The 239-nt window shown below is 59.0% G+C and carries 1 pseudogene; it reads right to left on the reverse strand.

Annotation, left to right across the window (positions count from 1 at the left end):
• Window positions 1-239: pseudogene (locus WLY71_RS30995) on the reverse strand (hypothetical protein); the annotation flags it as partial.

Here is a 239-nt window from a genome sequence, read left to right on the forward strand (position 1 = left end):
GCTGAAGGTGTCGTTGAACGCCGTGCCAATCACCTTCTCGATATTGAGCAAGGTATCGCCTTCGGCATCACCGCCAATGCCGGGCTTGCCCGTACCGGCGCGGATATCGACGTTGATCGTGGCCGCTGAACCAGAGTAGTCCACGGTGTCGAAACCGCCGGCGCCGTCGAAACCGATGACTCGACCATCCGCGACAAAACGGTCGTCGTAGTTCGAACCACGGATCACTTCGATATCGG

It is taken from the genome of Pseudomonas rossensis (genome assembly GCF_039888995.1).
Lineage (GTDB): Bacteria > Pseudomonadota > Gammaproteobacteria > Pseudomonadales > Pseudomonadaceae > Aquipseudomonas > Aquipseudomonas rossensis.